At 73.4% G+C, this 25,898-nt stretch carries 21 protein-coding genes; 5 read left to right on the top strand and 16 right to left on the bottom strand.

Annotation, left to right across the window (positions count from 1 at the left end; genetic code table 11):
• Nucleotides 1–281: 281 nt before the first annotated feature.
• The gene (locus BM385_RS27140; protein WP_175542980.1) at nucleotides 282–1,274 is read left to right on the top strand and encodes an excalibur calcium-binding domain-containing protein; all 993 of its coding nucleotides are present in this window, start codon (nucleotides 282–284) and stop codon (nucleotides 1,272–1,274) included.
• A 419-nt stretch (nucleotides 1,275–1,693) separates the two neighbouring features.
• Here BM385_RS27140 and BM385_RS13670 read toward each other — a convergent pair whose 3' ends face one another.
• A complete protein-coding gene (locus BM385_RS13670) occupies nucleotides 1,694–2,422 on the bottom strand; it encodes an SDR family oxidoreductase (protein WP_019434069.1) in 729 nt (242 codons plus the stop codon).
• A 314-nt stretch (nucleotides 2,423–2,736) separates the two neighbouring features.
• Between BM385_RS13670 and BM385_RS13665 the strand changes: the two genes are divergently transcribed.
• The gene (locus BM385_RS13665) at nucleotides 2,737–4,431 is read left to right on the top strand and encodes an ABC-ATPase domain-containing protein (protein WP_093843197.1); all 1,695 of its coding nucleotides are present in this window, start codon (nucleotides 2,737–2,739) and stop codon (nucleotides 4,429–4,431) included.
• Nucleotides 4,432–4,460: 29 nt separating this feature from the next.
• Here BM385_RS13665 and BM385_RS13660 read toward each other — a convergent pair whose 3' ends face one another.
• Both BM385_RS13660 and BM385_RS13655 read right to left on the bottom strand, forming a co-directional pair.
• Entirely contained in the window at nucleotides 4,461–5,564 is a 1,104-nt protein-coding gene (locus tag BM385_RS13660) for an endonuclease NucS domain-containing protein (RefSeq protein WP_093843196.1), read from the bottom strand.
• Between the two features lie 99 nt (nucleotides 5,565–5,663).
• Nucleotides 5,664–6,590: a LysR family transcriptional regulator gene (locus BM385_RS13655; protein ID WP_175542979.1), complete on the bottom strand. Its 927-nt coding sequence runs from the start codon at nucleotides 6,588–6,590 to the stop codon at nucleotides 5,664–5,666.
• Nucleotides 6,591–6,661: 71 nt separating this feature from the next.
• Between BM385_RS13655 and BM385_RS13650 the strand changes: the two genes are divergently transcribed.
• Both BM385_RS13650 and BM385_RS13645 read left to right on the top strand, forming a co-directional pair.
• Nucleotides 6,662–7,831: a TDT family transporter gene (locus BM385_RS13650; protein ID WP_093843195.1), complete on the top strand. Its 1,170-nt coding sequence runs from the start codon at nucleotides 6,662–6,664 to the stop codon at nucleotides 7,829–7,831.
• Between the two features lie 94 nt (nucleotides 7,832–7,925).
• Nucleotides 7,926–9,068: a hypothetical protein gene (locus tag BM385_RS13645; RefSeq protein ID WP_093843194.1), complete on the top strand. Its 1,143-nt coding sequence runs from the start codon at nucleotides 7,926–7,928 to the stop codon at nucleotides 9,066–9,068.
• Here BM385_RS13645 and BM385_RS13640 read toward each other — a convergent pair.
• From BM385_RS13640 to BM385_RS13580, 13 genes are all read right to left on the bottom strand, one after another.
• A complete protein-coding gene (locus BM385_RS13640; protein ID WP_019434075.1) occupies nucleotides 9,049–10,440 on the bottom strand; it encodes an alkaline phosphatase family protein in 1,392 nt (463 codons plus the stop codon). The genes BM385_RS13645 and BM385_RS13640 overlap by 20 nt on opposite strands.
• Nucleotides 10,437–11,594, bottom strand: a complete 1,158-nt coding sequence (gene eboE / locus BM385_RS13635) for a metabolite traffic protein EboE (RefSeq protein ID WP_093843193.1) — start codon at nucleotides 11,592–11,594, stop codon at nucleotides 10,437–10,439. The genes BM385_RS13640 and eboE overlap by 4 nt, the downstream gene beginning before the upstream one ends.
• Nucleotides 11,591–12,466 carry a TatD family hydrolase gene (locus tag BM385_RS13630; protein ID WP_093843192.1) on the bottom strand — a complete coding sequence of 292 codons (876 nt, stop codon included), beginning with the start codon at nucleotides 12,464–12,466 and terminating at the stop codon, nucleotides 11,591–11,593. The genes eboE and BM385_RS13630 overlap by 4 nt, the downstream gene beginning before the upstream one ends.
• Nucleotides 12,466–12,972, bottom strand: a complete 507-nt coding sequence (locus BM385_RS13625) for an EboA domain-containing protein (RefSeq protein WP_093843191.1) — start codon at nucleotides 12,970–12,972, stop codon at nucleotides 12,466–12,468. Before BM385_RS13625 ends, BM385_RS13630 begins: the two co-directional genes overlap by 1 nt.
• Entirely contained in the window at nucleotides 12,969–13,814 is an 846-nt protein-coding gene (locus tag BM385_RS13620; protein WP_093843190.1) for a sugar phosphate isomerase/epimerase family protein, read from the bottom strand. Before BM385_RS13620 ends, BM385_RS13625 begins: the two co-directional genes overlap by 4 nt.
• A complete protein-coding gene (locus BM385_RS13615) occupies nucleotides 13,811–14,761 on the bottom strand; it encodes an SCO3242 family prenyltransferase (protein ID WP_019434080.1) in 951 nt (316 codons plus the stop codon). The genes BM385_RS13620 and BM385_RS13615 overlap by 4 nt, the downstream gene beginning before the upstream one ends.
• Nucleotides 14,758–16,008, bottom strand: a complete 1,251-nt coding sequence (locus BM385_RS13610; RefSeq protein WP_093843189.1) for an inositol-3-phosphate synthase — start codon at nucleotides 16,006–16,008, stop codon at nucleotides 14,758–14,760. Before BM385_RS13610 ends, BM385_RS13615 begins: the two co-directional genes overlap by 4 nt.
• A gap of 137 nt (nucleotides 16,009–16,145) precedes the next feature.
• Nucleotides 16,146–18,290, bottom strand: a complete 2,145-nt coding sequence (locus BM385_RS13605) for a PQQ-dependent sugar dehydrogenase (RefSeq protein WP_093843188.1) — start codon at nucleotides 18,288–18,290, stop codon at nucleotides 16,146–16,148.
• 140 nt (nucleotides 18,291–18,430) lie between these two features.
• Entirely contained in the window at nucleotides 18,431–19,423 is a 993-nt protein-coding gene (locus BM385_RS13600; protein ID WP_093843187.1) for a sugar phosphate isomerase/epimerase family protein, read from the bottom strand.
• Between the two features lie 70 nt (nucleotides 19,424–19,493).
• Nucleotides 19,494–20,615, bottom strand: coding sequence for a Gfo/Idh/MocA family protein (locus BM385_RS13595; RefSeq protein ID WP_093843186.1), 1,122 nt, complete (start codon nucleotides 20,613–20,615; stop codon nucleotides 19,494–19,496).
• A 102-nt stretch (nucleotides 20,616–20,717) separates the two neighbouring features.
• On the bottom strand, nucleotides 20,718–21,746 hold the full coding sequence (locus BM385_RS13590; RefSeq protein ID WP_093843337.1) for a substrate-binding domain-containing protein: 1,029 nt from the start codon (nucleotides 21,744–21,746) through the stop codon (nucleotides 20,718–20,720).
• A gap of 90 nt (nucleotides 21,747–21,836) precedes the next feature.
• Entirely contained in the window at nucleotides 21,837–22,877 is a 1,041-nt protein-coding gene (locus tag BM385_RS13585; protein ID WP_093843185.1) for an ABC transporter permease, read from the bottom strand.
• Entirely contained in the window at nucleotides 22,874–24,358 is a 1,485-nt protein-coding gene (locus tag BM385_RS13580) for a sugar ABC transporter ATP-binding protein (RefSeq protein ID WP_093843184.1), read from the bottom strand. The genes BM385_RS13585 and BM385_RS13580 overlap by 4 nt, the downstream gene beginning before the upstream one ends.
• Before the next feature lie 229 nt (nucleotides 24,359–24,587).
• On the opposite strand from BM385_RS13580, the gene BM385_RS13575 reads away from it, so the two are divergent.
• Nucleotides 24,588–25,805 carry an ROK family transcriptional regulator gene (locus BM385_RS13575; RefSeq protein ID WP_019434088.1) on the top strand — a complete coding sequence of 406 codons (1,218 nt, stop codon included), beginning with the start codon at nucleotides 24,588–24,590 and terminating at the stop codon, nucleotides 25,803–25,805.
• Nucleotides 25,806–25,898 lie beyond the last annotated feature (93 nt).

The following is a 25,898-nucleotide window of genomic DNA, read 5'->3' as shown; positions in this document are numbered from 1 at the left end:
GTCACGCGTGCCTCCCCTCCCCGGACGCCGCCCGGGTCCGCCCGGGCACGCGGCGCCCGGAGTCCCCCGGCCGGCGGTTGCCGTCCGCCGGGTGAGCGCACTCAGCAGTGTGCAGCGGCGGACCACCGGGTGCGGGGGCATCCGGGCACATTCACCCGTCGTACGCGCGTACGCATCGGGCGGGGTCCCCACAGGTCGGAAAAATGCCTGCACACGGGCCCAAGTCCGGTAGCGTGCCTGCTCTTTCCTCACACCGCGCAGCGGAGGGATCACCGAACGCCATGCAGACCCCGCCTTCCCCGTCCGTCCGATCGAGGTGGCGGCACCCCGCACTGATCGTCGCTCTGCTGGTGTTCTTCCCGCCGGTCGGTATCTGGCTGGCCTGGCGCAGCGGATGGGCACGGCCACAGAAGGTGGTGGCGATGGGGCTGTCGGCCGTCTGGCTGCTCCTCCTCGTCGTCTCCGACCCACCGGAGGAGGACGCGGGCACGGACGCCGAGACGGTGGCGGCCGATGTCGAGGAGACGGAGGAGGAAGAGCTGGTCACCGTCCCCGACTACGCCGGCCAGAATCTCGCCGCCGCCGTCGAGGCCGCGCGCGCCGACGGATACGCGACGGTCTCCCACGACGCCACCGACGAGGACGTGAGCCAGTGGCGCGAGGAGAACTGGACCGTCTGCTTCCAGACGCCCGGCGCGGGCAGCGCCGTCGCGCCGGGAACGGAGATCGACTTCGCCGTCGTCCGCGAGGACACGCCCTGCCCGCCGGCCGACGGCCTCCCCGTGGTGCACCCGAAGGTCCCGTCCGTCCTGGAACTGCCCCATGACGAGGCGGTGGATCTGCTCACCTCGTACGGGCTGACGGACGTCGCGGTGAGCAGCGCGTACCGGGATGTCGAGCTTCCGGACGGGTACGGCGACTGGATCGTCTGCTTCCAGCGGCCCGGCGCGGGCGAGGAGATCACGGAGCCGGAGGAGCTGGAGGCGCGGTTGTCCCTCACCGGACCCGGCGTGGACTGCCCCGCGTTCGAGAACGACCGGCTCAATCCGCCGGAGCCCGCGCCCGATCCCGCGCCGGACCCGGACCCGGTCCCCGCCCCGGAGCCAGCCCCGGGGAGCGCGTCCGGGGGTTCCGGAGACGACGGCGGTTCCTGGGCGCACTACGAGAACTGCGACGCCGTCCGCGCGGCCGGGCGGGCGCCGCTGTACGTGGGAGAGCCCGGTTACCGCAAGGGCCTGGACCGTGACGGTGACGGCATCGCCTGCGAGACCTGAGCGAGCGTGTGTGACCGCGCATGCTCCGGCGTGCCCCGACGAGGGGCGCGCACGCTCTGCCGGACGGGCGGCCCTCGTCGCCATGCTGCGGGGGACAGCGGACGTCGCGAGCCAGGGCAGGTGGCATGACCAGGTGCGGAGCACCGACGAAGGCGGGCGGCAGGTGCCGCAAGAGTGCGATGGCGGGCACGTCCCGGTGCGAGCGGCACCAAGGGGCGTGGTCCGCCTACGAGGTGGCGCAGCGCAAGAAGCGGGAGGCCCGGAAGAAGAAGCCGAAGCGCGACGGGCGGGGGTGAGGCTCCCGGCGCGGCGCGGCGCGGCGCGGCCCGGCGCCGGGTGGCGGTGCCCTCGGCACGCCCGTGGTCCGGAGCCGGTGATGCGGCTCCGGACCGGTCTCAGCCACCGGGTGTGGGCGGCGATCAGACCTGTTCGAAGTGAAATGCCTTGATGAAGCAGTCGCGGGGCTGGCCGACCGCGAAGAGGACGCAGTCCACGAGCGAGTGCGAGGTGAGCGCGTCCTGGGACCCGCGTGGGGTGGTGTCCCACTCCTCGGAGAGCGGGTCGGCGTTGTCGAAGTCGGGCGGGTAGAGCGAGATCACCCGGACGCCCTGGGGTCGCAGGCGCTTGGAGAGGATCTCGGCGAACCCGGCCTGGGCGCTCTTCGCCGTGTAAAAGGCGTCGTGGGCGTCCGAGCGGTGATGGCCCGCTGTTCCGCAGGCGGAGACCATCGTCACGATGTCCGGCCTGTCCGAGTTGAGGAGGAGGGGGAGGAAGTTCTTCACGGTCAGGACCGTGCCGGTGGCACCGGAGGTGATGGTGTCGATGACATCGGTGTCCGTTGCGGACAGCAGGTCCGGCCCTTCGAGCCAGCGGGAGCCGTTGTTGATGAGCAGGTCGACACGGTCCGTGTGCCGCGCGACGCCGGAGGCGAAGTCACGGATCGAGGCGGGGTCCGTCAGGTCGCAGGCGAAGGCGTGCACCCGCTCGTGGCCACGGTCGCGGATCTCCGCAACGACCCGTTCGGCGGCTTCGAGACCGCGAGCGGAGAGGTAGACCTCGGCTCCGAGGTCCGCGAACCGGATCGCCAGGGTCCGCCCGAAGTCGCGGCCGGCGGCTGTGATGACGACGCGGTGATCGTCGAGTCTCATGGTGTCGCTCCCGTTCGTGGACCGGTTGTCGCCGTGCGGTGCGTCGGCCGCCGCCGTCGGGGTGGTCCGGTGACTCATGGGCTGCGGGGCCGCGGATGCGGGCTCGCTGGGGACGGGTCACCGACGTGCGGGTCGGAGCCAACGTCTCGTGGGAGCAGCGTAGTTGTCGTGGCACTCCCTGCGGACGCCGTGGCCGGGCGGTGACCGTGTCCTGACGGAGCCCGCAGACGCCCCAGCCCGGCCTTCGCCGGTCCCCGGCCGCCGTTCCTACAATGCGGCGGACGGCACACCCCCACACGGATCGGGACGCGCACATGGCACGGCAGGAGCCGCGGGACGGGCTGGAGCGGGAGCTGGAGAGGCTCGACGGGGCGCCGTACGGGCGGTACCGGGGGCTCGCCGGCGCCTGGCGGCTGGGGGCGGGCCGGACGCTGCGGCTGGTGCGGGCCCAGGCGGATCCGTTCGCGCCGCCCGGCCGGGTCACCCTGTGGATCGACGGCCGGGAGGCCGGGTTCGACCCGGAGCTGTGGGCCACCCCGGTACGGCGGCGGGCGCTCGCCGGGTACCTGGTGCGGTGCGCCGCGCGCGAGGCGCGCGGGGAGCGCGCGTACCACCTGGACGCCGGTGGGCAGGAGGTGCTGGACCGCAGCTCCTGCACGGTCGGCGCGGACGGCTCGGTGACGCTGCGGCTCGGCGTCGCGCTGCCCGGGCCGCGCCGCCGCATCGACGGGCGGGAGGCGTGGCGGCTGCTCGGCCCGGGGCTGACCCGGCTGGCCGACCGGGCGCTGCGGGCCGGTGCGCTGGAGGCGGCCCGGGTACGGGAGTTCGTGGAGACCGTCGAGGACGCGGCGGCGCTGCGCGCGGCGCTGCCCGGGCTCGGCCTGGTCGGGTTCGTGGCGGACGGGGCGCTGCTGCCGCGCCGCAGCGGCGCGGACGACCGTCCGGCGCGCGGCGCCGGCGTGGTGCCGTTCCGCTCGCCCGAGGAGCTGCGGGTCACTGTCACGCTGCCGAACGCCGGGGAGGTCACCGGCATGGGCGTGCCGGAGGGTGTCACCCTGATCGTCGGCGGCGGCTTCCACGGCAAGTCGACGCTGCTGCGCGCCCTGGAGGCGGGCGTGTGGGACCACGTGCCGGGCGACGGACGGGAGCGGGTCGCCGCCCGCGCGGACACCGTGAAGCTGCGGGCGGAGGACGGGCGCCGGGTGGAGCGGGTGGATCTGCACGCGTTCGTCGACCATCTGCCGGGCGGCGCGGACACCACCGACTTCTCCACGGACAACGCCTCCGGCTCCACCTCGCAGGCGGCGTCGCTGTGCGAGGCGGTGGAGGCCGGGGCCCGGGTGCTGCTGATCGACGAGGACACCGCCGCCACCAATCTGATGATCCGGGACGCCCGGATGCAGGCCCTGGTGGCGAAGGAACGGGAGCCGCTGACGCCGCTGGTGGACTCGGTCCGCTCGCTGCACCGCGACCACGGTGTCTCCACGGTGCTGGTGATGGGCGGCAGCGGTGACTATCTGGACGTCGCCGACCGGGTGATCATGATGGACGCCTACCGGCCGACGGATGCCACCGCCCGGGCCCGCGAGGTGGCCGCCGTGCCCACCGGGCGGCGGGCGGAGGCCGAGTCGTTCCCCGGCGTGGTGCACCGCCGCCCCGACCCGGCGTCGCTGGACGCCACCGCCAAGGGCAGGACCCGGATCCGCTCGCGCGGCACCGACTACCTGGTGTTCGGCGAACACGAGGTGGACCTGCGCGCCGTCGAACAGCTGACGGACGGGCCGCAGGTGACGGGCGTCGGGCTGGCCGTCGAACTGCTGGTGCGGCGGGGGCATCTCGACGGCCGGCGGACCCTGGCGCAGGCCCTGGACCTGCTGGAGACGGACCTGGCGGGCCCGGAGGGGGTCGCCGCGCTGCTGTCGGTGCACGACGAGGACTTCGCCGTACCGCGCCGGTACGAGGTGGCCGCCGCCGTCAACCGGCTGCGGGCGCTGCGCGTGCTGCGCTGAGGGGCGGACGGCGCGGGGTCCGGCCCCGGTCAGCCGAGGCCGAAGTGCCGGGTGACCTCCTCGGCGGTGAAGCGGGCCCGCAGCTTGCACGCCGAGTTCTGGTTGGCGAAGAACCCGGGGCGCCACACGGCGAGTTCGCGGGGCACCGTCCGCTCCCAGCAGACCGGGACGACCCACTCCCGGCGGTCCTCCTCGCCCTCGCCCGGTGCGGTGGCACCGTCCCGGCTGTAGGTGCCCTTCAGTTCCAGCGCGGCGAGCCGCCGCACGGTGCCGTCGACCTCCAGCTCGGCGTCCTCGAAGGGCCGCGCGGGGCCGGCGACGGTGCCCACGCCCACGTACCCGGACTTCGGGATGTGGGTGAACACCCGCGCGCCGTGCGGCAGGGCGCGCAGGGTGCGGGAGAACCAGTCGCCGCCGCCGGCCGAGACGAAGCCGTGGCGGCGGGCGTCGTCCCAGTCGCGTCCGCCGCTCTCGTCGCCGAAGGACACGTACCAGTCGGTGCCGTTCCACGGTTCGCGGGTGCCGCCGCGGCGGCCGGCCGGGGCCGGGGCGGTCTCCGGTTCGTCGATGAGCCAGGTGCGGGCGAGGTAGGAGCGGCCGTCGTCCTCGAAGGTGCGGAAGAACATCACGTTCACCGGGACGCCGAAGCCGGTGGCGAGGTAGGTGATGATCCGCTCGGTGGCGGCGTCGAGTTCGCCGGCCACGACGGTGAGGGTGTGCGCGCTGTTGAGGGTGTCGGGCGGGCTGCCGCCGAAGCGTGCGGCGAACGCCTCGTCCAGTTCGGTCGGCAGCCCGTGTTCGCGCGCGTGGTGGGCGTACAGCGCGCGGATGTCCTCGTTGCCGAGGTCGCGCACCCACGAGCCGTAGTCCAGGATCTGTGCGACCACCTCGCGCGGGGTGCGGTCGCGCTTGAGCTCCAGGACGTGCAGGGCGCCTTCCTCGTCCATGGCGAGCAGGTCGATGAACCCGTTGTGGCCGGTGTGCACCTGACGGCCGATCAGCAGCAGCGGGCGGCCGAGGATGTCCGGGTCGGCGACGATGAGGTCCTCCAGCACGGCTTCGCGGGCCAGGGGGCGCCGTTGTACGCGTTCCGGCTTGCCGTCGATCCGCCACAGTCCGAACTCCAGTGGCATGGCGTGTCCCCCCGTGGGTGGTGTGTGCGGGCGTCCGAGGAGGGTCAGCGTAGCCGGAGCGGCGCACGCCAACGGCCCGGTGCGGTACGGGGGTTTGGGTCAGCCGTGCGATACGGGCAGCTCGCGGGCGCAGTCCAGCAGGGTGCGGGCGGCCTCGCCCAGCGGACGGTCGGGGCGGTGCACGGCGCGCAGCCGGCGGGTGAGGTCCAGGCCGCGTACCGGCAGCGGGACGACGGACCCGGCCGCCACGTCCCCGGCGCTGGCCAGCGAGCTGAGGACGGCCGGGCCCACCCCCTCGCCGACCGCCGTCTTGATGGCGGTGGTGCTGGAGAGCTCCAGCAGCGGCGGGACGGGCTCCTCCCCGGTGTGCAGGCGCAGCGCGCGGTCCAGGTGGCGCCGGGTGCCGGAGCCGGCCTCGCGGGTGATGAGCGGGGTGGCGGCCAGCTCCGCCGCCGGGACGCCGCCGTCGCCGTACCGGGTCCAGGGGTGGCCGGGCGGCACGATGAGCGTAAGGGTGTCGCGGGCGACGGTGCGGCTGACCAGGCCGGCCGGGTCCTCGGGCCCCTCGACGAAGCCCAGCCGGGCGGCGCCGGAGCGGACCGCCGCGGCCACGTCCTCGGAGTTGAGGGTGGTGAGGGAGACGGCGGTGTCCCGGGCCACCGCGTGGAACCGGGCCAGCCAGTGCGGCAGCAGATACTCGGCGACGGTGAGGCTGGCGGCGACGGGCAGCCGGGCGTGGGCGGCGCGGGCCAGGGAGCCGATGCCCGCCTCCAGGGCCGCCGCCGCGTCGGTGGCGGCGCGGGCCCAGTCGGCGACCAGGGCGCCCTCGGGGGTGAGGGTGGAGCCACGCGGGGAGCGGTCCAGCAGGGTGAGGCCGAGCCGGCGCTCCAGCTGCCGCATCCGGGAGCTGGCGGCCGGCTGGCTGATCCCGTGGTCGCGGGCGGCGGCCCCGAGGCTGCCCAGCCGGGCGACGGCGAGCAGCAACTCGAACGGGGCGAGGTCGCTCACGCGACGGGGCAGGGGCATAAGAGCAGTTTATGGGCTCATACCCGACTGATCCCTACCGCCCGCCGCCCCCGCCCGCCAGGCTGGAACCCATGGCCGTCCACTCCCCCGCCCCACCCGCCGCCCCACCCGTGGACCGGCCCCCGCGCCGCCTGCTGCCCGCCCTCGACCACCCCGCCGACCTGCTCAGGAACCTCGGACCGAACTGGTTCGCGGCCGTCATGGGCACCGGCATCGTCGGCAACGCCGCCATCACCCTGCCGGTCGGCGGCCAGGCACTGCGCCCCGCCGCGACCGCCGTGTGGGCCCTGGCCACGCTCCTGCTGCTGGCGCTGCTCGGCGCCTGGACCGCGCACGCGGTGCGCCACCCCGACCGGGCCCGCGCACTGGCCGGGCACCCGGTGATGGGCCACTTCTGGGGCGCCCCCGCGATGGCGCTGCTCACCGTCGGCGCGGGCACCGTCGCGCTCGGCGCCGACCTGCTCGGTACCCACCTCGCGGTACGGGCCGGCGCCGTGCTGTGGGCGGCGGGCACCGCGCTCGGCCTGCTCACCTGCGTCGCCGTGCCCTACCGCACCATGACCGGCGAACCCGCCCCGGCCGACGCCGCGTTCGGCGGCTGGCTGATGCCGGTGGTCCCCCCGATGGTGTCCGCCGCGACCGGGGCGGCGCTCGTCCCACACCTGCCGGCCGGACAGCCCCGGCTCACCCTGCTGCTGGTGTGCGCCGCGCTCTTCGGCATCAGCCTGTGCTGCTCGCTGATCCTGCTGCCGCAGCTGTGGTCCCGGCTGGCCCACCACGGCCCCGGGCCGGCCGCCCTCGTCCCCACCCTGTGGATGGTGCTCGGCCCGCTCGGCCAGTCGGTGACGGCCGTCCACCTGCTGGCCGACGCCGCCCCCGGGGTGCTGCCCGCCCCGTACGCCGCCGCCGTACGGGCTGCGGTGCCGCTGTACGGCGTGCCGGTGTGGGGGTTCGCGCTGATGTGGCTGGCGCTGGCCGCCGCGCTCACGGTGCGGCAGGCGCGCCGGGGGCTGCCGTTCTCGCTGGCCTGGTGGGGCTTCACCTTCCCGGTCGGCACCTGCGTGACGGCCTCCGCCGGCCTCGCCGACCGCCTCGGCGCCCACCTCTTCACGGCCACCGCGCTCGCGCTGTACGCCTTCCTGGTCCTCGCCTGGCTGACGGTCGGCACCCGGACACTCCGGGGCGCACTGCGCGGCACCCTCTTCCTCCCCCCGCCGGCGCCGCCCGCCCGCACCCCCTGACCGGGCTCGGGGAAGGCGCTCTGGCGCGAAGTGACCGGTCGTGACATGTTCACGGGGTTGTTCGCGCTGACAGAGTGAAGGGAATCGCTCACCGATGCACAGACGGCAGTTGATCCGTACCGCCGCGGCCTCCATGGTCCTGGCCACCGCCCTGTTCGCCACGGGGGGTGCCGTCGCCCACGAGGCGACGCCGACAGCGACGGCCGGCTGGGAGCTGTCCCTGTCCGGCGAAAGTCCGATCGAAACCGTCGAGTCCGTGTCCGCCGTCGACGACGACCTCGCGTGGGCCGTCGGCAGGCAGGGCCAGCGGGGCGTCGTCATGCGCTGGGACGGAGTGCGGTGGAGCGAGGACACCGCACCGGGATTGCCGCAGGTGTGGACGTGGTCCTCGGTCAGTGCGGCCGCGGCCGATGATGTCTGGGTGCACGGCCTGTCCGGGCTCGATGCCGTTCTCGCGCACTACGACGGTGAGAGCTGGACCACCGTGCCCATTCCCCACCCCGTCGGGCGCTCCTGGCCCGAGGTACCCATCAAGGCTGTGCCCGGGAGGCTCTTCGTCGGTGGCAGCTCCCTGCAGACCTACGCGGATGGCGTCTGGCAGAACTTCGAACTGCCCCATCTCGTCAACATCAGAGGGCTCGATGCCTTCTCCGCCGATGACGCCTACGCGACCGGCATGCAGTACCCGGTGGACGGTGGACATCCGGTGGCTTACCACTGGGACGGCACGACCTGGACCCGGCTGGCCGACCCCCCGGCTCGTACGGAAACGGACATCACGGCGCTGGCCGTGGCGGAGCCCGGCAACGTCTACGTGGCCGGCTGGGCCACCGCACCGCGCGGCGCCCCGCCCATCCCGGGCGTCCTGCACTGGGACGGGACGGAATGGCGGGACATCACCGGATCGCTCTCTCACCTGTACCTGGACGCGATCACCGTGGACGCGACCGGCGGTCTGTGGGTCGCCGGAATGGACAGCACCGACCCGGCCGATTCCGCCCCGGTCTTCTGGTACTTCGACGGAACCGGCTGGACGAAGGAGTTCGGAGCCTGGGCCCCGGACAGCGACAACCAGTCACCGACCTACATCTTCCATGACCTGGCACCGGCCGGTGACTCCGGTGCCGTGTGGGCCGTGGGCGACTACAACCTGCCCTGGGACGGCACCGGTATCTCGACCGGACGGGGCCTGATCCAGCGATCCGTCGTACCCGCCGTCACTCCCGATCGGCGCTGACACCTGCCCCTGCCAGCGTGAGGATCAGCTGCTTCACCTCCGTCGCGGACATCTCGGCACGGGGCGCGCCGGGGGTGGAGCACAGCAGCACCGGGCCGTCCTGGGGGTCGGCCGGGAGGCGGCCGTGGGTGCCGGTGACCCAGGTGGGGTTCAGCGGGACCACGTTCATCGCGTAGCGCAGGCCCAGTTTCTTGCGGGCCAGGCCCGCCGCCGCCTGGAGTTTCGCGCGGGGGTTGTCGGGGTCGAAGAACAGCTCCGCCGGGTCGTAGCCCGGTTTGCGGTGGATCTCCACCCCGCGCGCGAAGTCCGGCGCGCGGTCGTCGTCCAGCCAGTAGTAGTACGTGAACCACGCCTCGGGATCGGCCACCAGCACCAGTTCGCCCGAGCGCTCGTGCGCCAGCCCGTACCCCTGCTGTTCCTCCTTCGTCAGCACCTCGGCCACCCCCGGCAGCTCCGCGCACAGCGCCCGCACCTTCGCCAGGTCGGCCTCGTCCGGCACGTACACGTGCGCCACCTGGTGGTCGGCGACCGCGAAGGCGCGGGAGGTCCAGGGGTCCAGGTACTCCATGCCCTCCTGCGTGTACACCTCCAGCAGCCCGGCCCGGCGCAGCGCGCGGTTGACGTCCACCGGCTGGGATGCCTTGGTGATGCCGTACTCGCTGACGACCACCACCGTCGTCCTGCTCTCCCGCGCGTCCCGCAGCAGCGGGGCCAGGACGCGGTCCACGTCCTGGACGGCGCGGATCGCCTGCGGGCTGTCCGGGCCGTAGCGCTGGAGGTCGTAGTCCAGGTGCGGGACGTAGCTCAGCGTCAGGTCGGCGCGCGGCATCAGGCGGCGGGTGGCCGCGACGATCCACTCGCTGGAGGCCAGCGACGCGGTCGGGCCCCAGTAGTGGAACAGCGGGAACGGGCCCAGCTCCTCGACCAGTTCGTCGTGCAGCTCCGGCGGGCGGGTGTAGCAGTCGGGGGACTTGCGGCCGTCCGCGTGGTAGACGGGGCGCGGGGTGACCGTCCAGTCGGTGTCGGCGCCCATGGCGTACCACCAGCAGACGTTCGCCACCCGGTAGCCGGGGTGCCGGGCGCGCAGCGCGTCCCACACCTTCTCGCCCGCCACCAGCCGGTTGTGCTGGCGCCACAGATGGACCTCGCCCTGGTCGCGGAAGTACCAGCCGTTGCCGACGATGCCGTGGCCGGACGGCGGCAGCCCGGTCAGCATCGAGGACTGCACGGAGCAGGTGACGGCGGGCAGTACGGGGGTCAGTTCGGCCTGCCAGCCGGCCTCGGCCACGGCGCGCAGGTTCGGGGCGTGGGCCAGCAGGCGCGGGGTCAGGCCGACCACGTTGAGCAGCAGGATGCGCTCGGGGCTCGTCATGCGTCCTCCTCCTTGAGGCCGGTGTCGTGCAGGGCGTCGCGTGCCCAGGCGAGTTCCGCCGCGAGCCCGTCGGCCAGTTCGGCGTCGGTGGCCGGGCGGTGCTGTTCGGGCAGGACGGACCAGGTGTACGTCTCGACCTCCAGGTGGTCGGTCAGCGCGGCGGGCCCGGCGAACAGTTCGTGCAGGGTGGCGCGCAGCTGGTCGGTCGTCGAGGTGAGCGGGGGCTGCGGGCGGCGGTGCAGCGGGGCGTGGAAGTGCACCCGCCACGGGGAGCCGGCGGGCAGTTCGGCGAGCGCCTGCGGCAGGTCGTCGCGGGCGCCGCCGCCGTGCGCGCGCACCTGGTGCAGAAAGCGGTCCTCGGTGTAGCGGGACAGCGCGGCCCGGGTGGCCTCCTCCGCCGGGTCGGCCGCCTCCAGGGCGGCCGACACCTGCGCCTTCACCACCGGGAGGCCGGCGCCGGCGAGCCGGCCGAGCGCGCCGGCCGGCTCCTCGAACGCGACGGCCAGATGGCACAGATCCAGGCAGACGCCCAGGCGGCCGGTGTCGATCCCGGCCAGGTGGGTGGCCGCCTGCGCCGTGGTCTCCACGACGCAGCCCGGTTCGGGTTCGAAGGCGACCCGGATCGTCCGGCCGGTCTCCGCCTCGATCCGCGCCAGGCCGCCGGCCAGCCGGTCCAGCAGGGTACGGGCCGAGGCCGCGCGGCCGGTGTCCCACGGGTCGCGCCAGGCGAGCGGAACGGTGGAGATGCTGCCGCGCGCCGCGTCGTCCGGGAGGAGCGCGGCGAGCACCCGGGCGCAGTCCAGCGTGTAGCCGAGCCGGTCCTCCTCGGTCCAGTCCGGGTGGTACACCGCCTTCTTCACCACCGGGTCGTGGAACCCCCGGTACGGGAAGGCGTTGAGCGTCACCACCTCCAGGCCGTTGTTCCCGAGCGCGGCGCGCAGCCCGCGCAGCGCGGCCGGGTCGGCGGCCAGCCGGGCGGCGAGCGGTGCCGGGAGCCACAGGCCGAGGCCCAGCCGGGGCACGCCGAGCCGGGACCGGACGCCGGCGCCGAACACCTCCAGCTGGCGGTGGACGCCGGCCAGGTCCTCGGCGGGGTGGACGTTGGTGCAGTAGGCGAGGTGGACCCGGGTGCCGTCCCGGTGCCGGAATCTCACGCCGCGTCCTTGGGTTCGCCGCGCCGGATGGAGTTGCCCTCCCAGCCGTCCCCGGCCGCGCCCCCTTCGGTGTCCGTGTCGTCCAGCAGCAGCCGGCCGCTCTGGGCGTAGAACTCCACCGGGTTGCGCCACAGCACCTGGTCGATCTCGTCCGCCGAGAAGCCGGCCGCCCGCATCGCCTCGCCCGTCTTCGCGGTCTTCAGCGGGTCGCTGTGTCCCCAGTCGGCGGCCGAGTTGACGATCATCCGGTCGGTGCCGTACTCGGTGAGGATCCGGACCATGCGGTCCTCGTCCATCTTGGTGTCGGGGTAGATCGAGAACCCCATCCAGCAGCCGCTGTCGGCGACCAGCTCCACCGTCACCTCGTTCAGATGGTCCACCAGCACCCGCTCGGGCGGCAGTCCGGAGGCCGCCACCAGGTCCAGGGTGCGGCGGGTGCCCGCCGCCTTGTCACGGTGCGGGGTGTGGACGAGGACGGGCAGGCCGTGTTCGACCGCCAGCTCCAGGTGCCGGACGAAGACCTTCTCCTCGGCGTCCGTCATCGCGTCGAAGCCGGTCTCGCCGACCGCCACCACCCCGTCCTTGGCCAGATAGCGGGGCAGCAGGTCCAGGACGCCGGCCAGCCGGGGGTCGTTGGCCTCCTTCGGGTTGAGCGCGATCGTGCAGTGGTGCCGGATGCCGAACTGCGCCGCCCGGTACCGCTCCCAGCCCACCAGCGTGTCGAAGTAGTCGCGGAACGAGCCCACCGAGGTACGCGGCTGGCCCAGCCAGAACGCCGGCTCGGTGAGGGCGCGCACCCCCGCCGCGTACATCGCCCGGTAGTCGTCGGTGGTGCGGGACGTCATGTGGATGTGGGGGTCGAAGATGCGCATCAGCTGGCGTTCCGTTCCATCAGTCGTATCGCGTCGTCCGGGATGGGGCGACCGGCCGCCTCGCGTTCGGCGGCGAAGGCGCGGGTCATCCGGACCAGTTCGGCGTCCGCGCGGTCCGCCCAGCCGCTGACCGCGTCCAGCGGCACCGCCATGAACAGGCACTTGAGGACGCCGTGCCGCCAGGCCGCCGACGGCAGGTGGCGGGCCGCGTAGCCGCCCATGGCCGCCGCCACCAGGCGCGGGTCGTTGGTGCGCAGCGCGTCCTCGGTCAGCGGCAGCAGCTCGGGGCGGTCCAGGAGTTCGGGCGTGCCCAGGGCGGTGAGGACGGCGAGCTTCTCGTCGGAGTCGCCGAAGTCGTACAGCTCGCTCAGTTCGGTGTCGGTGAGGGTGCCGGCGCGCGCCGCGTCCCGCAGCAGCGTGACGCGCGCGGCGTGCGCCCCGGCGCGGCCCACCGTGCGGGCCAGCGCCGGGAAGACGGCGGACAGCGGGGCTCCTTGCGCGCTCATCGGGCCGCCTCCGCCGCGCGCAGGGCCGCCAGGGCGCGGGCCGCCACGGTGGGGGCGGCGTGGGCATGGCGCGGGAGTTCGACCGCGACCAGGCCCCCGTAGCCGACCTCGCGCAGCGCCGCGAGGGTGGCGGGCAGGTCGATGTCGCCCTCGCCGAACTCCAGATGGTCGTGGACGCCGGGCCGCATGTCGTCCGCCTGGACGTTCGCCAGCAGCGGGCCCACGGAGCGGACGCAGTCGGCGGTGTCCGCGCTCTCGTTGCACACCGTGTGGCCGATGTCGACGGTGTACCGCAGGCCCGGTGGATCACCGAGCCGGCGGCGCAGTTCGGTCACCCCGGCCAGGGTGTCCAGGAACATGCCGGGCTCGGGCTCCACCGCGCAGACCACGTCCCGGGCGGCGGCCGTCGCCAGCACCGCCTCCGTGCCGCGCGCCATCCGCTCCCAGCCCTCCTCGGGCGGGGTGCCGGGCGGCAGGATGCCGGACCAGAACGAGACGGCCTCGGCGCCGAGATCGGCGGCGACCCGGACCGCCAGGTTCAGATACTCCACCCGGCGGTCGCGGCCCTCGGCGGAGACCAGGGTCGGCTCGTGCTTGTGCCAGGGGTCCATGAGGTAGCGGGCGCCGGTCTCGATCACCACGGACAGGCCGTGCCGCTCAAGACGGCGGGCGACCGCGGCGGTTCGGGCGGCCAGGCCGGGGGCGAACGGGTCCAGGTGGTGGTGGTCGAGGGTCAGCGCCACGCCGTCGTAGCCGAGGCCGGCGATGACGTCGAGGGCGTCCTCCAGGCGGTGGTTGGCGAAGCCGTTGGTGCCGTAGCCGAAGCGCAGTCCGTCGCTCATGTGGGGGAAACCTTTCGGGAGGCGACGCGGGCGAGCCCGCCCAGGGCGGTCAGCGCGCCGGCCAGGACGGGGGCGCCCGCGCCCGCCAGCAGCGCGGACTGCAACCCGGTGACGCCGCGCACGCCGGTGCCGGTGGCGGCGCGGACGGTCGGGGCGTGGCCGGGGGCGCGCAGCGCGGCGAGTTGGGCGCGGCCCACGGTGGCGGCGTACCCGGCGAGCGCGGCGCCGGTGGCGACCCCGGCGGCCACCCGGGTACGCCGGCCGGTGCGGGGACGGGGTGCGGCTGCGGTACGGGGGGCGGCTGCGGTACGCGGCCGGGTTCCGGCCGCCGGGCCCGTGCGGGTGGCGGCCAGCGCCGCCGCCGTGGCCGCCGCGGTCGCTGTGCCGGTCAGGGCCGCCGCGGCGGCGCGTCCGGTGGTGCCGGACACCTCGCCCCGGCTGAGCGTGGTCACCCCCGCCGTGTGCGCGGCGACCGCGAACGCCGGCAGCGCCGCGCGCCGCAGGTCACCGCCCGCGCCCAGCAGCACGTCCAGGCCGCGCGCCAGCGCCATCACCGCCGGGCCGGCCGCCGTGCGCTGCGCCCACAGGTCGTAGCTCCACACCGCCGCCGTCAGCGGCACGGCCACCCGCAGCGCCCGCGTCCCGCCGGCCACCGCCGCCAGGCCCAGACCGGCGCCGCTCAGCGCCACGGCCGTGCCCAGCGCCTGGAAGGGCGCCACCCGGCCGGAGGGCACCGGGCGTTCGGGCCGTTCGAAGGCGTCCAGGTCGCTGTCCGCGAAGTCGTTGAGCGCCATGCCCGCCAGATACAGGCAGACCGAGGCGGCCGGGGCGGCCCAGGTGCGTCCGCCGTACGGCCAGCCGGCCGCCGCCGCGCCCGCCAGGCTGTCGCCCGGGGCGGTCAGCGCGGCCGGCAGCCGGACGAGTTCGGCGGCGTCGCGCGGCCTCACGCCCCGGCCCCGGTGCCGTCCCGGTGTCCCTGCCCGTCACCGTCGCCGGTGCCGTCACCGTCGCCGGTGCCGTCCGCAGCGCCGGTGCCCTCGGCGGCCAGCTCCGCGCACCAGTCGACCAGGGCGCGCCACTGCTCGCCGAGGTCGTGCTGCTCGGTGCCGGCCGGGTTCTTGAAGAAGAACCCGAGCGGGGCCTGCGGCCCGGAGCGGCCCGCCTGCTTGGCGCGCGCGGTGAGCCGGACCAGGTCGAGCACGAGCGGGGCGGCGAGCGCCGAGTCGCAGCCGTTCCAGGTGAACTGGAGCGACATGCGGGTGCCGAGGAAGCCCTCGAAGGACACGTGGTCCCAGGCGGTCTTCCAGTCGCCGAGGTCGGCGACGTAGTCGATGTGCATCGGGCCGTCGACCGGGTGGCCCAGGATCGTCTCCAGCCCCTGGCCCTTGGTGCGCAGCTTGCTCTCCGCCGCCGCCGGGTCGGCCAGGGTGCGGCCGTCGCCGCCGCCGAGCAGGTTGACCGACGCCCAGGAGCGGACGGCCAGCGCCCGGTGGGCGAACATCGGGGCCAGCGCCGACTTCAGCAGTGTCTCGCCGGTCTTGCCGTCCGAGCCGGCCCAGGGCAGGCCCGCCCGCCGGGCGAGTTCGGCGACGGCCGGGAGCGCCGGCCCGGGGCTGGGGGTGAAGGCCACCACGGGGCAGCCGGCCCGGAACGCGGCGTACGCGTACAGCGAGCTGGCCGGCAGCGGGGACTCGCCCCGGTCCAGGGCCTCCTCCAGCCGGTCCAGGGAGGTGAGTTCGGGGGTTTCGGCGGCGGGCGGCTCGGTGCTGGAGACGTCCACCACGACGACCTCGTCCAGGCCGTGCCGGTCCCGGAACGCCGTCAGGTCGTCCTGGATACGGCGCGCCGCCGCCCGCTGGGTCTCGCCGCCGGGGGCGGTGCCGGGGCGGATGCGGGCGTCCGCCTCCGCGAGTTCGGCGCACAGCGCGCGGGCGAGGGCGACGGGGAACACCCCGCCGGCCGCGAGTTCCTCGGCGCGCTTGGGCAGCGAGCCCTCTCCGATTTCGTGGCCGCCGGTGACGATGCCGGTGAGGGCGGGCAGCCCGGCCGCCGCGACCGGTGGCAGTTCCGTCACACAGCCGTCCGATGGGGCGAGCCCGGCGCGCAGCGCGAGGGTTCCGACGGTGGCGGTGGTCGCCACCGATCCCCGGGCGCCGATGAACCACGCGCCGATGCGTGGTGTCCGCGGTGACATGAGCAGACCTCCTGGTCAGTGGTTCTGCGGGTGGCCCCGGCCCCGTCGTCCCTGGGCCGGGGCCACCCGGTCAATCCCGTTCAGTCCTGATCAATCCCCGATGTCATTCCCAATCAGTCATGACACAGATGGACAGATCAGTGATGGATCGGATTGAGCGTGACCTCGGCCGTGCCGGTGAGCGGGGGCAGCCCGTTCACGCCCGGGTCGGTGTAACTCGCCACGAACACGCCCATCAGGTTGTCGTGCTCCGGGTCGTGCGAGTCGTCGGTGCCGGTGCGGATGGTGCCCGAGCAGCCGCGCGCCGTCGTCATCGGGTGACCGTGGTCGTCGTGGCCGAGGATGTAGGTGACCGTGACCCGCGCGCAGTCCACCGGCTGGTCGTCGGTGACCTCCACCTCGAACTCGATGAGATCGCCGAAGGAGAACTCACCGCCGCTTTCCGGCTTGATGAACCGCACCTCGGGCGCGTCGTTGCCGATCACGATCTGCACCTCGGCGTTCGCCGACCGCCCCCGGTCCCGCCCGCCGATGTCCGTCACCCGCAGCGAGGCCGTGTAGACCCCGTCCTCCTTGTAGGTGAACGTCGGGTTCTTCTTGCGCGAGTCGATCTTGCCGTCCGAGTTGAAGTCCCAGGCGTACAGCAGCCGGTCCCCGTCCGGGTCGACCGTCCCCTCACTGGAGAAGTTCACCGTCAGCGGCGCGTGCCCGCTGGTCACATCCGCCGAGACCACCGGCACCGGCGAGTGGTTGCCGTTCTTGCCGATGTAGTCGATCCGCGCCAGCTGCGCCTCCGGGTTCTGCGCGAAGTACCCCTTGCCGTACTCCAGGACGTACAGCGCGCCGTCCGGACCGAACTCCATGTCCATCAGCGCGGAGAACTCCATCCCCGGCAGCACGTCCTGCACCTGGCTGATCTGCGCCTGCCGGTCCAGGGACAGGCCCCAGATCCGGTCCCGGGTGAACTCGAAGAACAGCGGCTTGCCCGCGTACTCCTTCGGCCAGGCCCGCGAGCCCGGCAGCTTGTCGATCAGCCAGTTGTACTCGTACACCGGGCCGGCCATCGGGCCGATGCCGCCCGCGCCCAGCTCCGGGAACTCGGCCGATTCGTCGTAGCCGTACAGCAGCTGCGCCGGCTCCACCGGCGGCAGCTCGCGCAGCCCGGTGTTGCGCCACGAGTCGTTCACCGGCGCCGCGCAGTCGAACGGCTCGCCGGAGACACCGGTCGCGAAGTCGTACTCCACGTACGGCATGTCGGGCGACACACAGTACGGCCAGCCGTGGTTGCCCGCGGTGCGCGCCGCGAACCACTTGCCGGTGCCGGCCGGGCCGCGCTGCGGGTTGTCGGTGCGGGCGTCCGGCGAGTAGTCCGCCACGTACAGGGTGTCGTCGCGCGGGTCGATCTCCATCCGGAACGGGTTGCGCAGCCCCATCAGATAGATCTCGGGCCGGGCGTTCTCCGTCCCGGGCGGGAAGAGGTTGCCGCGCGGGATGGAGTACGAGCCGTCCCGGTTGACCTTGATCCGCAGCACCTTGCCGCGCAGGTCGTTGGTGTTGGCGGAGGTGCGCTGCGCGTCGTACGCCGGGTTGCGGTCGGTCCGCTCGTCGATCGGGGTGTAGCCGGCCGAGTCGAACGGGTTGGAGTCGTCACCCGTCGAGAGGAGAAGGTTGCCGGCCCGGTCGAAGACGATGTCGCCGCCGACGTGGCAGCAGATGCCCCGGTCGGCCTCGACCTCGATGATCTGCTGCTCGGTGCTCAGGTCCAGGGTGTTGCCGCGCAGCTGGAACCGGGAGAGCCGGCTGACGCCCTCGAACGGGGCGAAGTCCTCCGGGCTGCCGGTGATCGGCGCGTCGCCCTCGTTGATGTCCGGGGTGGCCGGGTCGTCGATGGGGGTGTCCAGCGGCGGCGCGTAGAAGAGGTACACCCAGCGGTTGGTGAGGCCGTTGAAGCCGGGGTCGATGGCGACGCTCTGCAGGCCCTCCTCGTCGTGCGTGTACACATCGAGCTGGGCGGCCAGCGTGTTGAGGCCGTTGCGCGGGTTGTTGAGCCACACCTGCCCGTCGCGGGTGGTGTGCAGCACCCGGCCGTCGGGGAGCACCGCCAGGTCGATCGGCTCGCCCGGGCTGTCGTTGAGGGTGACCTTCTGGAACTCGGAGGTGGGGTTGGGGGGCGTGGGGTCCGGGTGCGGATGCCCGTCATGGGCCACCGCGACGGCGGGTAGGCTGATCACAGCGGCCGCCATCGCCGCCACCCAGGCGGTCAGGGTCTTTTTTCTTCGCATTGCATCCCCAATAGGTGCGTTTCATTGCGGGTTTGACCGGCGGTACGAGCCCGGGCGCCGCCGTCCGTGCCGGCGGACGGTGGCAGGGCTCACCCGGCGGCGGTCGTCCAACCGCCGCCGGGGGCACAGTGGGATGGCCGTCAGCGACGCAGGTAGCGGTAGCCGACGCGCGCGGTCTCGATCGGGGTCACATCGGGGCGGTCGTTCTCCACGATGTACTCCTTGACCTGGTGTGCCTGGAAGATCCGCGGGAAGTCGATGATCCCGGTGCCCAGGTCGGAGGTGTCCCCGTCCGTGGCACTGCGGTCCTTCACATGGAACTGGAGCACGCTCTGCGGGGCGGCCCGGATCACATCCAGCGAGAAGCCCTCCGGGTCGCTCTCCCCCAGCTCGATCGCGGCGGTCACCGTCCAGTAGAGGTCGATCTCCAGGTGGACGTAGCGCGGGTCGAGTTCGGCGGAGAGGATGTCCCAGGGGGTACGGCCGCGGCCCAGGTCGGCGGTGAACTCGTGGGCGTGGTTGTGGTACCCGTAGCGGATCCCGGCCCGGCAGGCGGCGCGCGCCTCGACGTTCATCCGCTCGGCCCAGCGCTTCCACTCGTCCGCGCTGTTGGAGGCCAGGTACGGGACGTTCATGTACTTCTGGCCCAGCGTCCTGGCGTTGTCGATCTTGGTACGCAGCGCCTCGTCGGTCTCGCTGATGCCTTCGTGGCTGGAGGTCGCCCGGATGCCGAGCCGGTCGTAGAACCGGCGCAGCTCGCGAGCGCTGCGGCCGTAGTAGCCCAGCGCCTGCTCGACCTTGTTGTAGCCGATGCGGGACAGCTCGCGCAGCGTCGCGTCGTAGCCAGGCTCGCCGCCGAGCGCGTCGCGCAGCGTGTACAGCTGGATGCTGATCTTGCCGGGCGGCACCAGCGGCTTGCGGCCCTTCCCGTGGCCGTGACGGAGCCCGAGGCCGGTGGCGGCCTGGGCGGGCGCGGCGCCGGGCTGCGCCGCCAGGGCGCTCGCCGCGCCGCCGGCCGCCAGCGCGCCGGCGCCGAGGGCGACGGCGGCGCCGCGCAGCAGCCGGCGGCGGCCGAGGCCGCGGGCGGCCAGGGATTCGGTGAGTGTTCTGTCTCCGTCGTATCCGTAACACATGACGGCTCCTGTGGGTTGGGGGTGGCCTACGGAGTGGGAGGTGCGGAGCGGGGGGACGGGGGTGAGCGCGTCAGGGGAGGGGAACGGCGGTCCAGACGCCGTTCGCCGCGGCGCTCTCCTCCACCGCCGCGAGCAGCCGCTGCACCCGCAGCCCGTCGGCGAACGACGGCTCGGGGTCGGTGCCTTCGGCGATGGCGGTCAGCAGGTCGACGGACTGGTGGGCGAAGGCGTGCTCGTAGCCGAGCCCGTGCCCCGGCGGCCACCAGGCGTCGAGGTAGGGGTGTTCCGCCTCGGTGACGAGGATGCGGGTGAACCCCTGGGTGGCGGTGGCGGCGGTCGCGTCGTGGAAGTGCAGGACGTTGAGGTCCTCCAGGTCGAACGCCAGGCTGCCGCGGGTGCCGTTGAGTTCCAGCCGCAGCGCGTTCTTGCGGCCGGTGGCGTACCGGGTCGCCTCGAACGAGGCGAGCGCGCCGCCGGCCAGCCGCCCGGTGAAGACAGCCGCGTCGTCCACGGTCACCTGCCCCGTACCGCTGCCGTCCGCCAGCGGGCGCTCCCGCACGAAGGTCTCGGTGAGGCCGGAGACCCCGGTGATCCACTCACCCGCGACGTACTGGGTGATGTCCACGGCGTGCGCCCCGATGTCGCCCAGCGCGCCCGAGCCGGCGCGCTCGCGCGACATCCGCCAGGTGTACGGGGCGGTGGGGTCGCCCAGCCAGTCCTGGAGGTAGCGGGCGCGGACGTGCCGCAGTTCGCCGATCCGGCCCTCGGCCACCAGCCGGCGGGCCAGGGTGAGGGCGGGGACCCGCCGGTAGGTGAAGCCCAGCATCGACCGGATCCCGCGCGCGCGGGCCGTCTCCGCTGCCGCCACCATCGCCTCGGCCTCGGCGACCGAGTTGGCGAGCGGTTTCTCGCACAGCACGTGCTTGCCCGCTTCCAGCGCGGCGATCGCGATCTCCGCGTGGGTGTCGCCCGGCGTGCAGATGTCGACGATGCCGATGTCGTCGCGGGCGATGAGCGCGCGCCAGTCCGTCTCCACGACGGGCCAGTCGAACCGGTCGGCGAGATGGCCGGCGGCCTCCCGGTTGCGGCCTCCGAGGGCGGCGAAACGCGGACGCAGCGGGGGGTCGAAGAAGCTGCGGGCGTTGCGCCAGCCCTGGGAGTGGGCCGCTCCCATGAAGCCGTAACCGATCATGCCGATGCCGATGTCGCTCCGCTCCGGGCCCCGGGGGTCATCGCCCCGGGCCGGTGGTGGCGTTGGCGTGCTGCTGAGAGAGCTCATGAAGGCTGGCCTTCCTTAGGACTCGAAACCCATCGGGGTGTACTGGTCGAGGTTGTCGGCCGTCACGACAGGGGCGTCGAGCACGATGCGGCGCGGGACTTCGATCTGGACGAGGTCGGACATGCCGCGGTTCTGGGCGATGAGACGGGCGAGCTTGATGCCGTCGCCGGCCTGGGTGGCCGGGTAGATGACGGTGGCCTCCATCTCACCGGCCTCGATCCAGCGCATGGCGTTGGCGGAGCCGGCGCCGCCGATGAAGAAGAACTCGTCGCGTTCGGCGTTGTCGAAGGCGGCCTTGACGCCGACGCCCTGGTCGTCGTCGTGGTTCCAGATGATGTCGATCTCGGGTGCGGCCTGGAGGAGGTTGGAGGCGGCGCGCTCCCCCGAGTCGACGGTGAACTCGGCGGCGACCCGGTTGTCGACGTCCTGGCCGCAGGTGGCGAGGGCGTCGGCGAAGCCCTGGGAGCGTTCCTGGGTGAGCGGCAGCGAGTCGATGCCGGCGATCTCGGCGATGACGGCGTCGTCGCCCAGGTTGTGTTCGGCGATGAGCCCGCAGGCGTACTCGCCGGCGGAGACGCCCATGCCGTAGTTGTCGCCGAGGAGGGTGAGGCGGGCGGCGGCGTCGTCGGAGAACTCGCGGTCGACGTTGATCACCGGGATGCCGGCTTCCATGGCCTGCGTGGCGACCTGGGTGAGCGCGGCGCCGTCGGTGGGCAGCAGGACGATGGCGTCCACCCGGTCGTTGATGAACGTCTCGATGTGGCTGACCTGGGTGCTGGGGTCGTTGGTGCCCTCGGCGACCCGCAGATCGACGTCGTCGTACTGGGCGGCGGCCTCTTCGGCGAAGCGGTTGATGGCGGCCATCCAGCCGTGGCTGGCCTGGGGGCCGGAGAAGCCGATGACGACGTTCTCGCCGGGGTCGTCGTTGGAGCTGACGGTGGTCGAACCGCCGCTGTCTCCGCTGTCCGTGGAGTTGCTGGTACAGGAGGCCAGCAGACCGGTGGTGGCGAGGGCGGCACAGGCCAGAGCGGCTTTTCTGGGCATGGACATGACTGTCTCCGAGCGAGAGAGAAAGGAAGGAGAGACGAAGCGGGTGGTGCGGGTGGTGCGGATGACGCGGAGAGAACCGGGTCGCTAGGGCGTACTGCCCCGGGAGGCCACCCGCTGCTGCAGCAGCACGGCGGCGACGATGATCGCGCCCTTGGCCACGGCCTGGGTGGAGGTGTCGAGGTTGTTGAGGACGAACACATTGGTCAGCGTCATGAAGATCAGCACCCCGAACACGGTGCCGACGACCGTTCCCCGGCCGCCGCTGAGCAGCGTGCCACCGATCACCACGGCGGCGATGGCGTCCAGTTCGTACATGCTGCCGTGGGTCGCGATCCCGGCCGTCGTCCTGGCCATGAGCATCACGGCGGCGAGACCGCAGGCCAGACCGAGCAGGACATAGAGGATCGTGGTGTGCCGCCGCACGTCGATACCCGCCAGCCGGGCCGCCTCCGGGTTGCCGCCGACCGCGAGGGTGCGGCGACCGAAGGTGGTGCGGTTGAGCAGCAGCCAGCCACCCGCCGCCACCAGCGCGAAGATGATGACGAGGACCGGGACGCCCAGCACCTTGCCGCCGAAGAAGTCGATCAGACCGCGCTCGGTGACCACCTGGGTCCGCTTGTCCGAGATCAGCTCGGCCAGACCGCGCGCCGCGGCCATCATCGCGAGCGTGACGATGAACGGCGCCATCTTCCCGTACGCGATCAGCAAGCCGTTGACGAGTCCCGCGCCGGCGCCCACCAGCAACGCGGTGGTCACGATCACGATCCAGTGGAAGTCGGCCGCCATCTGCTGGGTGGCGATCGTGGTGGCCCACACCGAGGCCAGCGCCACGATCGCGCCCACGGACAGGTCGATGCCGCCGCCGGTGATGACGAAGGTCATGCCCACACTGATCACACCGATGACCGACGCGGACCGCAGGATCGTCATCATGTTGTCGAAGGAGCCGAACCGGTCGCCGACCGTCGCCATGCCGATCACGCACAGCAGCAACAGGGCGACGACCAGACCCAGATTGCGGCCGGCCGGGCTGCTCAGCAAGGCACCGATCCGGGCCCGGCCGCTCGGCGGCCCCTGGGGCACGGCGCCGTCCGGCGCCTGCTTGGCGTGGGTCTGCGCGGTCACGCCGCATCACCTTCCATTACGAGATCGAGCACCCGGTGCTCGTCGATGTCATCGGCCGCCGCCTCGGCGACGACCCGTCCGTCGGCGATCACCAGCACCCGGTCGGAGAGTCCGATGACCTCTTCGATCTCGCTGGAGACGATCACCACGGCGATGCCCTGCGCCGACAGTTCGCGGATGAGGGCGTAGATCTCGGAGCGGGCGCCGACGTCCACGCCCCGGCTGGGCTCGTCCAGCAACAGCACGCGGCAGCCGCGCAGCAACCAGCGGGCGAGCACCACCTTCTGCTGATTGCCGCCGGACAGATTGCCCACCGGGCGGGTCACCCCGGCCGGGCGCACGTCCAGCGCCTCGGTGTGCTCGGCGGCGGCTTCCTGTTCGCCGCCGCTGTTCAGGAATCCGGCGCGCTGGAAGCGGGAGAGGGAGGCGAGCGTGATGTTGCGGTAGACGGCGTCCGAGAGGATCAGCGCCTGGCTCTTGCGCTCCTCGGGACAGAAGCCGATCCCGGCCGCCATCGCCGAGCCGACCCGCCCCGCGCGGACCTTCTCGCCGCCGACCCGGACCGTGCCGGTCGCGGCCTTGCGGGCGCCGTAGACGGTCTCCAGGATCTCCGAGCGGCCGGAGCCGACCAGACCCGCCAGGCCCAGGATCTCCCCGGGGCGCACCGCGAAGGAGACATCGGAGAACTCGCCGGGGCGCGAAAGGTTCTCCACCTCCAGCACCGGCTGCTCCGCCTCGGCGACGCCGGGACGCTCGGGGAAGACGTACTCGATGGAGCGCCCCGTCATCAGCCGGATGATCTCCGAGGTCGGGGTGTCGGCGGCCGCGAGCCCGGTGGCGACGGTGCGGCCGTCCTTGAGGACGGTGATCCGGTCGCCGATCCGCCGGATCTCCTCCAGGCGGTGCGAGATGTAGATGATCGCGATGCCCTGGGCGGCGAGATCGGCGACGACCGTGAACAGCCGTCCGACCTCCTCCTGGTCCAGGACGGCGGACGGCTCGTCCATGATGATCAGCCGGGCGTCGTGCGACAGGGCCCTGGCCATCGAGACGATCTGCTTCCCGGCCGCCGAGAGCGCGCCGACCTCGGTGGACGGCGACATCTCCGGGTGGCCGAGGCGCCTCAGCAGCTCGGCGGTGGCCGTGGTGATCTCCCGGCGGGCGGTGAAGCCGAAGGCGGCGCGCTCGTGGCCGAGATAGATGTTCTCCGCCACGGACAGCCCGTCCACCAGGTCGAGTTCCTGGTAGATGGTCGCGATGCCCCGGTCCAGGGCCGCCTGCGGACGCGGGAAGCGGACTTCCTCACCCCGCCACAGGATGCGGCCGGCGTCCGGCTGGTGCGCGCCGGCCAGCACCTTGATGAGCGTGGACTTGCCGGCGCCGTTCTGGCCGAGGAGGCAGTGCACCTCGCCGGGGAGGACGTCCAGGTCGATGCCGTCGAGGGCGCGGACGCCCGGGAAGTGCTTGACGATGCCGTGCATCGCGAGCAGCGGTTCGGCTGCGTCCGTGGCCGGTTCCTGTGCCGGGGACGGGCCGGACGCCTTCGGTGGGCCTGTCATGGCCGTCAACGTAAAGAGGCTTTTGCCGGGCGTCAATAGAAAGTGCAGCAGTTTGTGCGGGAAGATCGGGTGGTACATGACGTAAGGCCCCTGCGTTGTATCGTGAATCATGCGCTTACGGTCCGGAAACGACAGAAGGGCGGGGCTCACCATGACGGAGGCGGAGGACGGCCTGCCCTCGGCCGGGCAGGCGGCCGGTGCGGCCGTACTGCTGCGGCTGATGCGGGACGGCCGCCCGCGCACCCGCGCCGAACTGGTCGCGGAAACCGGCATGGGACGCTCCGCCGTGGCCGAACGCGTGGACACCCTGCTCGCCTCCGGGCTGCTCCACCGGACCGACAACGCCCGCTCCACCGGCGGCCGGCCCCCGTCCGCCTTCGCCTTCAACGCCGCCGCGCGAGTCGTGCTGGCCGCCGACGTCGGAGCCACCCACGCCAAGGCCGCCGTCACCGACCTGTCGGGCACCGTGCTGGCCGAGGAGGACCTGGCGCTGGAGATCGCGGCCGGACCCGAGACCGTCCTCAAGCAGGTCAGCGAACACGGCGAGGCCCTGCTGCACGCCGCCGGCCGCGACCGCACCGACCTGCTCGGCATCGGCATCGGCCTGCCCGGGCCCGTCGAGCACGCCTCCGGCAAGCCCACCAACCCGCCGATCATGCCCGGCTGGGACGGCTTCGACGTCCCCGCCTACGTCCACCAGCTGCTCGGCACCACGGTGCTCGTCGACAACGACGTCAACCTCATGGCGCTCGGCGAACACCGCTCCCAGTGGCCCGAGTGGCAGCACATGATCTACGTCAAGATCGCCACCGGCATCGGCAGCGGCCTCATCGCCGACGGCCGGCTGCACCGCGGCTCCCAGGGCGTGGCCGGCGACATGGGCCACGTCCAGCTGCCGAACGAGACCGACGTCCCGTGCCGGTGCGGCAACACCGGCTGCCTGGAAGCCCTGGCCAGCGGCGCCGCCCTGGCGGCACGGCTCACGGAGCTGGGCATGCCGGCGCAGAACAGCGCCGATGTGGTGGCCCAGGCCAGGAACGGCTCGGTGACCACCCTCAAGCTCATCAGGCAGGCCGGACGCCAGATCGGCGAGGTCCTCGCCACGGCCGTGAGCCTGTTCAACCCGTCCGGGATCGTCATCGGCGGGGCGCTCTCCCAGGCCGGCGAACACCTGGTGGCGGGCATCCGCGAGGTCGTCTACCAGCGGTCACTGCCGCTGGCCACCCAGGACCTGCGCATCGTCCAGTCGGCGGCCGGGGAGCGCGCCGGGGTGTACGGGGCGGCGGCCATGGTCGTCGAGCACGCCTTCACCCCCGCCGAACTCCTCCGCCACCTCGCCCCGCCGGCGGCCCGGGCCGCCACCGCCTGACCGCCCGGGGCGCGGGCCGGGCCGGGCCGGGCCCACGGGGGATACGGCACACCGCACGACAAAGGGCCGGCCCCCGCATCCGAGGATGCTGGG

The organism is Streptomyces harbinensis, from assembly GCF_900116145.1.
Lineage (GTDB): Bacteria > Actinomycetota > Actinomycetes > Streptomycetales > Streptomycetaceae > Streptomyces > Streptomyces carpaticus.
The sequence above is the reverse complement of the archived record's forward strand: the minus strand, read 5'-3'. Positions and strand labels throughout refer to the sequence as shown.

What these genes read in the sequence shown, in the direction of transcription:
- BM385_RS27140 (WP_175542980.1), top strand. Translation starts at nt 282, where the DNA reads ATGCAGACCCCGCCTTCCCCGTCCGTCCGATCGAGGTGGCGGCACCCC.
- BM385_RS13670 (WP_019434069.1), bottom strand. Translation starts at nt 2,422, where the DNA reads ATGAGACTCGACGATCACCGCGTCGTCATCACAGCCGCCGGCCGCGAC.
- BM385_RS13665 (WP_093843197.1), top strand. Translation starts at nt 2,737, where the DNA reads ATGGCACGGCAGGAGCCGCGGGACGGGCTGGAGCGGGAGCTGGAGAGG.
- BM385_RS13660 (WP_093843196.1), bottom strand. Translation starts at nt 5,564, where the DNA reads ATGCCACTGGAGTTCGGACTGTGGCGGATCGACGGCAAGCCGGAACGC.
- BM385_RS13655 (WP_175542979.1), bottom strand. Translation starts at nt 6,590, where the DNA reads ATGCCCCTGCCCCGTCGCGTGAGCGACCTCGCCCCGTTCGAGTTGCTG.
- BM385_RS13650 (WP_093843195.1), top strand. Translation starts at nt 6,662, where the DNA reads ATGGCCGTCCACTCCCCCGCCCCACCCGCCGCCCCACCCGTGGACCGG.
- BM385_RS13645 (WP_093843194.1), top strand. Translation starts at nt 7,926, where the DNA reads ATGCACAGACGGCAGTTGATCCGTACCGCCGCGGCCTCCATGGTCCTG.
- BM385_RS13640 (WP_019434075.1), bottom strand. Translation starts at nt 10,440, where the DNA reads ATGACGAGCCCCGAGCGCATCCTGCTGCTCAACGTGGTCGGCCTGACC.
- BM385_RS13630 (WP_093843192.1), bottom strand. Translation starts at nt 12,466, where the DNA reads ATGCGCATCTTCGACCCCCACATCCACATGACGTCCCGCACCACCGAC.
- BM385_RS13625 (WP_093843191.1), bottom strand. Translation starts at nt 12,972, where the DNA reads ATGAGCGCGCAAGGAGCCCCGCTGTCCGCCGTCTTCCCGGCGCTGGCC.
- BM385_RS13620 (WP_093843190.1), bottom strand. Translation starts at nt 13,814, where the DNA reads ATGAGCGACGGACTGCGCTTCGGCTACGGCACCAACGGCTTCGCCAAC.
- BM385_RS13610 (WP_093843189.1), bottom strand. Translation starts at nt 16,008, where the DNA reads ATGTCACCGCGGACACCACGCATCGGCGCGTGGTTCATCGGCGCCCGG.
- BM385_RS13605 (WP_093843188.1), bottom strand. Translation starts at nt 18,290, where the DNA reads ATGCGAAGAAAAAAGACCCTGACCGCCTGGGTGGCGGCGATGGCGGCC.
- BM385_RS13600 (WP_093843187.1), bottom strand. Translation starts at nt 19,423, where the DNA reads ATGTGTTACGGATACGACGGAGACAGAACACTCACCGAATCCCTGGCC.
- BM385_RS13595 (WP_093843186.1), bottom strand. Translation starts at nt 20,615, where the DNA reads ATGATCGGTTACGGCTTCATGGGAGCGGCCCACTCCCAGGGCTGGCGC.
- BM385_RS13590 (WP_093843337.1), bottom strand. Translation starts at nt 21,746, where the DNA reads ATGCCCAGAAAAGCCGCTCTGGCCTGTGCCGCCCTCGCCACCACCGGT.
- BM385_RS13580 (WP_093843184.1), bottom strand. Translation starts at nt 24,358, where the DNA reads ATGCACGGCATCGTCAAGCACTTCCCGGGCGTCCGCGCCCTCGACGGC.
- BM385_RS13575 (WP_019434088.1), top strand. Translation starts at nt 24,588, where the DNA reads ATGACGGAGGCGGAGGACGGCCTGCCCTCGGCCGGGCAGGCGGCCGGT.